The organism is Mesorhizobium sp. M7A.F.Ca.CA.001.10.2.1 (assembly GCF_003998575.1).
Classification (GTDB): domain Bacteria; phylum Pseudomonadota; class Alphaproteobacteria; order Rhizobiales; family Rhizobiaceae; genus Mesorhizobium.
The window spans coordinates 1-4,765 of sequence record NZ_RZQY01000470.1 but is presented as its reverse complement, the minus strand read 5'-3'; the positions used below and the strand labels follow the sequence as shown (position 1 = coordinate 4,765).

12 protein-coding genes are annotated in these 4,765 nt (G+C 60.7%); all 12 read left to right on the top strand.

Features of this window, described 5'->3' with window-relative positions:
* Positions 1-632 (top strand): 50S ribosomal protein L2 (rplB, locus tag EN964_RS25030; RefSeq protein WP_127276843.1); only part of this gene is annotated, 632 nt, incomplete at its 5' end.
* 16 nt (positions 633-648) lie between these two features.
* Complete coding sequence (rpsS, locus tag EN964_RS25025; protein ID WP_006205463.1) at positions 649-927, top strand: 30S ribosomal protein S19; 279 nt, start codon at positions 649-651, stop codon at positions 925-927.
* A gap of 2 nt (positions 928-929) precedes the next feature.
* Positions 930-1,319, top strand: coding sequence for a 50S ribosomal protein L22 (gene rplV / locus EN964_RS25020; RefSeq protein ID WP_006205462.1), 390 nt, complete (start codon positions 930-932; stop codon positions 1,317-1,319).
* Positions 1,319-2,044, top strand: a complete 726-nt coding sequence (rpsC, locus tag EN964_RS25015) for a 30S ribosomal protein S3 (RefSeq protein ID WP_013531426.1) — start codon at positions 1,319-1,321, stop codon at positions 2,042-2,044. The genes rplV and rpsC overlap by 1 nt, the downstream gene beginning before the upstream one ends.
* Positions 2,045-2,071: 27 nt before the next feature.
* Positions 2,072-2,485, top strand: a complete 414-nt coding sequence (gene rplP / locus EN964_RS25010) for a 50S ribosomal protein L16 (RefSeq protein WP_013531427.1) — start codon at positions 2,072-2,074, stop codon at positions 2,483-2,485.
* 13 nt (positions 2,486-2,498) lie between these two features.
* Positions 2,499-2,699, top strand: coding sequence for a 50S ribosomal protein L29 (gene rpmC / locus EN964_RS25005; protein WP_006205459.1), 201 nt, complete (start codon positions 2,499-2,501; stop codon positions 2,697-2,699).
* Positions 2,700-2,710: 11 nt separating this feature from the next.
* The gene (gene rpsQ / locus EN964_RS25000) at positions 2,711-2,950 is read left to right on the top strand and encodes a 30S ribosomal protein S17 (RefSeq protein WP_010909280.1); all 240 of its coding nucleotides are present in this window, start codon (positions 2,711-2,713) and stop codon (positions 2,948-2,950) included.
* A gap of 83 nt (positions 2,951-3,033) precedes the next feature.
* Positions 3,034-3,402, top strand: coding sequence for a 50S ribosomal protein L14 (rplN, locus tag EN964_RS24995; protein ID WP_006205457.1), 369 nt, complete (start codon positions 3,034-3,036; stop codon positions 3,400-3,402).
* Between the two features lie 12 nt (positions 3,403-3,414).
* Positions 3,415-3,729: a 50S ribosomal protein L24 gene (gene rplX, locus EN964_RS24990; RefSeq protein WP_013531428.1), complete on the top strand. Its 315-nt coding sequence runs from the start codon at positions 3,415-3,417 to the stop codon at positions 3,727-3,729.
* Positions 3,722-4,300 (top strand): 50S ribosomal protein L5, encoded by a 579-nt coding sequence (gene rplE, locus EN964_RS24985; RefSeq protein ID WP_127270613.1) that lies wholly within the window; start codon positions 3,722-3,724, stop codon positions 4,298-4,300. Before rplX ends, rplE begins: the two co-directional genes overlap by 8 nt.
* 27 nt (positions 4,301-4,327) lie before the next feature.
* Positions 4,328-4,633 (top strand): 30S ribosomal protein S14, encoded by a 306-nt coding sequence (rpsN, locus tag EN964_RS24980; protein WP_013895695.1) that lies wholly within the window; start codon positions 4,328-4,330, stop codon positions 4,631-4,633.
* A 12-nt stretch (positions 4,634-4,645) separates the two neighbouring features.
* The coding region (gene rpsH, locus EN964_RS24975) for a 30S ribosomal protein S8 (protein ID WP_127270615.1) at positions 4,646-4,765 on the top strand (120 nt) is incomplete at its 3' end.

Sequence of the window (4,765 nt, the reverse complement as noted above, 5' to 3'; positions counted from 1 at the left end):
AGCGCCGCAAGTTCGACGTCGTCGGCACGGTCGAGCGCATTGAATACGATCCGAACCGCACCGCCTTCATCGCGCTGATCAAGTATGACGATGGCGAGCTGTCCTACATCATCGCTCCGCAGCGTCTGGCTCCCGGCGACAAGATCGTCTCCGGTGAATCGGTAGATGTGAAGCCGGGCAATGCGATGCCGCTGGCTTCGATGCCGGTCGGCACCATCGTCCACAACATCGAGCTGAAGCCGGGCAAGGGCGCTCAGGTCGCCCGTTCGGCAGGTGGTTACGGTCAGCTAGTCGGTCGTGACCAGGGCATGGCGATCCTGCGCCTCAATTCGGGCGAGCAGCGTGTCGTTCACGGCTCCTGCATGGCCACTGTCGGCGCCGTGTCCAATCCGGACCACGGCAACATCAATGACGGCAAGGCCGGTCGCACGGTTTGGCGTGGCAAGCGCCCGCACAATCGCGGCGTGACCATGAACCCGGTCGACCATCCGCACGGCGGCGGTGAAGGCCGCACCTCGGGTGGCCGCCATCCGGTTTCGCCCTGGGGCAAGCCGACCAAGGGCAAGAAGACGCGGTCCAACAAGGCGACCGACAAGTTCATCCTGCGCTCGCGCCATCAGCGCAAGAGCTAAGAAGAGGTAACGCCAAGTGACTCGTTCGATTTGGAAAGGCCCCTTCATTGACGGCTACCTTCTCAAGAAGGTGGACAAGGTTCGTGAAGGTGGTCGCAATGAGGTGATCAAGATGTGGAGCCGTCGCTCCACCATCCTGCCGCAGTTCGTCGGCTTCACCTTCGGTGTCTACAACGGCCAGAAGCATGTTCCCGTCTCGGTGAACGAGGACATGGTCGGTCACAAGTTCGGTGAATTCGCTCCGACCCGGACCTATTACGGTCACGGCGCGGATAAGAAGGCGAAGAGGAAATAATCATGGGCAAGGCCAAAGCTCCGCGCAGGCTTGCTGATAACGAAGCGCGCGCCGTATTGCGCACGATCCGTATCAGCCCGCAGAAGCTGAACCTCGTTGCCGCGCTGATCCGCGGCAAGAAGGTCGCGACAGCGCTTTCCGATCTCGAATTCTCGGCCAAGCGGATTTCCGGCACGGTCAAGAAGACGCTGGAATCGGCAATCGCCAACGCGGAAAACAACCACGACCTGGATGTCGATGCACTGATCGTGGCGGAAGCCTATGTCGGCAAGTCGATCGTCATGAAGCGGTTCCATGCCCGTGGCCGCGGTCGCGCCAGCCGTATCGAGAAGCCGTTCTCGCACCTCACGATCGTCGTTCGTGAAGTCGAAGAAAAAGGGGAGGCCGCATAATGGGCCAGAAAGTCAATCCGATCGGTCTTCGCCTCGGCATCAACCGCACCTGGGATTCGCGCTGGTTCGCGAACACCGGCGAGTACGGCAAGCTGCTGCATGAGGACATCAAGATCCGCAAGTATCTCGAGAAGGAGCTCAAGCAGGCTGCCATCTCGAAGGTCGTGATCGAGCGTCCGCACAAGAAGTGCCGCGTCACCATCCACGCCGCGCGCCCGGGTCTGATCATCGGCAAGAAGGGCGCCGACATCGAGAAGCTTCGCAAGAAGCTGATGGAGATGACGAAGTCCGAGACGCACCTCAACATCGTTGAAGTGCGCAAGCCGGAAATCGACGCGACCCTGGTCGCCCAGTCGATCGCCCAGCAGCTCGAGCGTCGTATCGCGTTCCGCCGCGCCATGAAGCGTGCCGTTCAGTCGGCGATGCGCCTCGGGGCCGAAGGCATCCGCATCAACTGCGCCGGCCGCCTCGGCGGCGCCGAGATCGCGCGCATGGAATGGTATCGCGAAGGCCGCGTGCCGCTGCATACGCTGCGTGCGGACGTCGACTACGGTACGGCCGAAGCGCACACGGCTTATGGCATCTGCGGCGTCAAGGTCTGGGTGTTCAAGGGCGAAATCCTTGAGCATGACCCGATGGCTTCGGAGCGTCGGGCCAGCGAAAGCGATGCAGCGCATGGCGGTGGTGGTGATCGCGAACGCGGTCGTCGTCGCGAAAACGCCTGAGACATTTAGGAATTTGGAGTTAGAACGATGCTGCAGCCAAAGCGCACAAAGTTCCGCAAGCAGTTCAAGGGCCGTATCCATGGTACCGCAAAGGGCGGCACCAACCTGGATTTCGGTGGTTTCGGGCTGAAGGCGCTTGAGCCGAACCGCGTCACCGCACGTGAGATCGAGGCGGCCCGCCGCGCGATCACGCGTGAAATGAAGCGCGCTGGTCGCGTCTGGATCCGTATTTTCCCGGACGTGCCGGTCACTTCGAAGCCGACCGAAGTCCGCATGGGTAAGGGCAAGGGTGCGGTCGACTACTGGGCGGCGCGCGTCAAGCCGGGCCGTATCATGTTCGAGATCGACGGCGTCAATGAAGAAACCGCCCGTGAGGCACTGCGTCTCGGCGCGGCCAAGCTCTCGGTCAAGACGCGCTTCGTGCAGCGCATCGCAGAATAAGGACGGGCTGATCATGAAAGCCGAAGACATCCGGACCAAGACCCAGGACCAGCTGACCGACGACCTGGCCAGCCTGAAGAAGGAGCAGTTCAACCTGCGCTTCCAGAAGGCCACCGGCCAGCTCGAGAAGACCGCGCGCGTGAGACAGGTCCGTAAGGATATTGCGCGTATCAAGACCATCGCTGCGGAAAAGTCCGCGGCTAAGAAGGCTTAAGGACGAAAACCATGCCAAAGCGCATTCTGCAGGGCACCGTCGTCAGCGACAAGAACGAGAAGACGGTTGTCGTCAAGGTCGAACGGCGCTTCACGCATCCCGTGATGAAGAAGACCGTGCGCATGACCAAGAAGTACAAGGCGCACGACGAAAACAACGCCCACAAGGTCGGCGATCAGGTGTTCATCCAGGAATCGAAGCCGATTTCCAAGGACAAGCGCTGGATCGTCGTGTCTTCGGACCAAGCCTGACCTCGGGCGTAAACAACGAATTTTGGACAGACCGGGGAGGGGCTTTGAGCCCATCCCGTTAGAAGAGAAGAAGGCGGCCAGTCATGATTCAGATGCAAACAAACCTCGACGTCGCGGATAATTCCGGCGCCCGTCGTGTCATGTGCATCAAGGTGCTGGGCGGCTCGAAGCGGAAATACGCTTCCGTGGGCGACATCATCGTGGTGTCGATCAAGGAAGCCATTCCGCGCGGCCGCGTAAAGAAGGGCGATGTGATGAAGGCGGTCGTGGTTCGCACGGCCAAGGACATCCGCCGCCCGGACGGCAGCGTGATCCGTTTCGACAAGAACGCGGCCGTTCTCGTCGACAACAAGAAAGAGCCGATCGGCACGCGTATCTTCGGACCGGTTCCGCGCGAACTCCGCGCCAAGAACCACATGAAGATCATCTCGCTCGCGCCTGAAGTGCTGTAAGGAGCCGGACCAATGCAAAAGATTAGAAAAGGCGACAAGGTCGTCGTGCTGGCCGGCAAGGACAAGGGCCGTTCGGGCGAAGTCCTCTCGGTGCAGCCGAAGGAAGACACCGCGCTGGTGCGCGGCGTCAACATGATCCGTCGTCACCAGAAGCAGTCCCAGTCCCAAGAGGGCGGGATCATCACCAAGGAAGCGCCGATCCAGCTGTCGAACATCGCGCTGGCCGACCCCAAGGATGGCAAGCCGACCCGCGTCGGTTTCATCTTCCAGAAGGACGGCAAGAAGGTGCGCGTCGCCAAGCGCTCGGGAGAAGTCATCAATGGCTAAGGCTCAATCCAAGCAGGCGACCGCGAACAACACGCCGCGCCTCAAGCAGGTCTACAACGAGACCATCCGCAAGGCGTTGCAGGAACAGTTCGGCTACGACAACGAGATGCAGGTTCCGCGCATCGACAAGATCGTGCTGAACATGGGCGTTGGCGAAGCGACCGCCGATTCGAAGAAGCCTTCGATCGCGGCCGAAGACCTGGCGATGATCGCCGGCCAGAAGGCCGTCGTCACCCGCGCCCGCAACTCGATCGCCGGCTTCAAGGTCCGCGAGAAGATGCCGATCGGCGCTAAGGTCACGCTGCGCAAGGAACGTATGTACGAGTTCCTCGACCGTCTCGTGAACATCGCACTGCCACGCGTCCGCGACTTCCGCGGGCTCAATCCGAAGAGCTTCGATGGCCGTGGCAACTACGCCATGGGCATCAAGGAACACATCGTGTTCCCGGAGATCAACTACGACAAGGTTGATCAGATCTGGGGCATGGACGTCATCGTTTGTACGACTGCGAAGACGGATGACGAAGCCAGGGCATTGCTCAAGGCTTTCAACTTCCCCTTCCGCCAGTAACGGCAGCGAGAAAAGGAAAAATCTGAAATGGCAAAGACCAGCTCAGTCGAGAAGAACAACAGGCGCCGCAAGCTTGCCGACCAGTACGGTCCCAAGCGCGCTGCCCTGAAGGCGATAATCATGGATCAGTCCAAGCCGATGGAAGAGCGTTTCCGCGCTCAGCTCAAGCTTGCCGCCATGCCGCGCAACTCGGCCAAGATCCGCATCCGCAACCGCTGCGAAGTCACCGGCCGTCCGCGCGCCTACTATCGCAAGCTCAAAGTATCGCGCATCGCGCTTCGTGATCTCGGCAATAACGGCCAGATCCCGGGCCTGGTCAAGTCGAGCTGGTAAGGAGGACATAACATGTCATTGAGCGATCCTCTCGGCGATATGCTGACCCGCATCCGCAACGCGTATGGCCGCAAGAAGTCGAGCGTTTCGACGCCGGCTTCGCGTCTGCGCACCCGCGTCCTCGACGTGCTG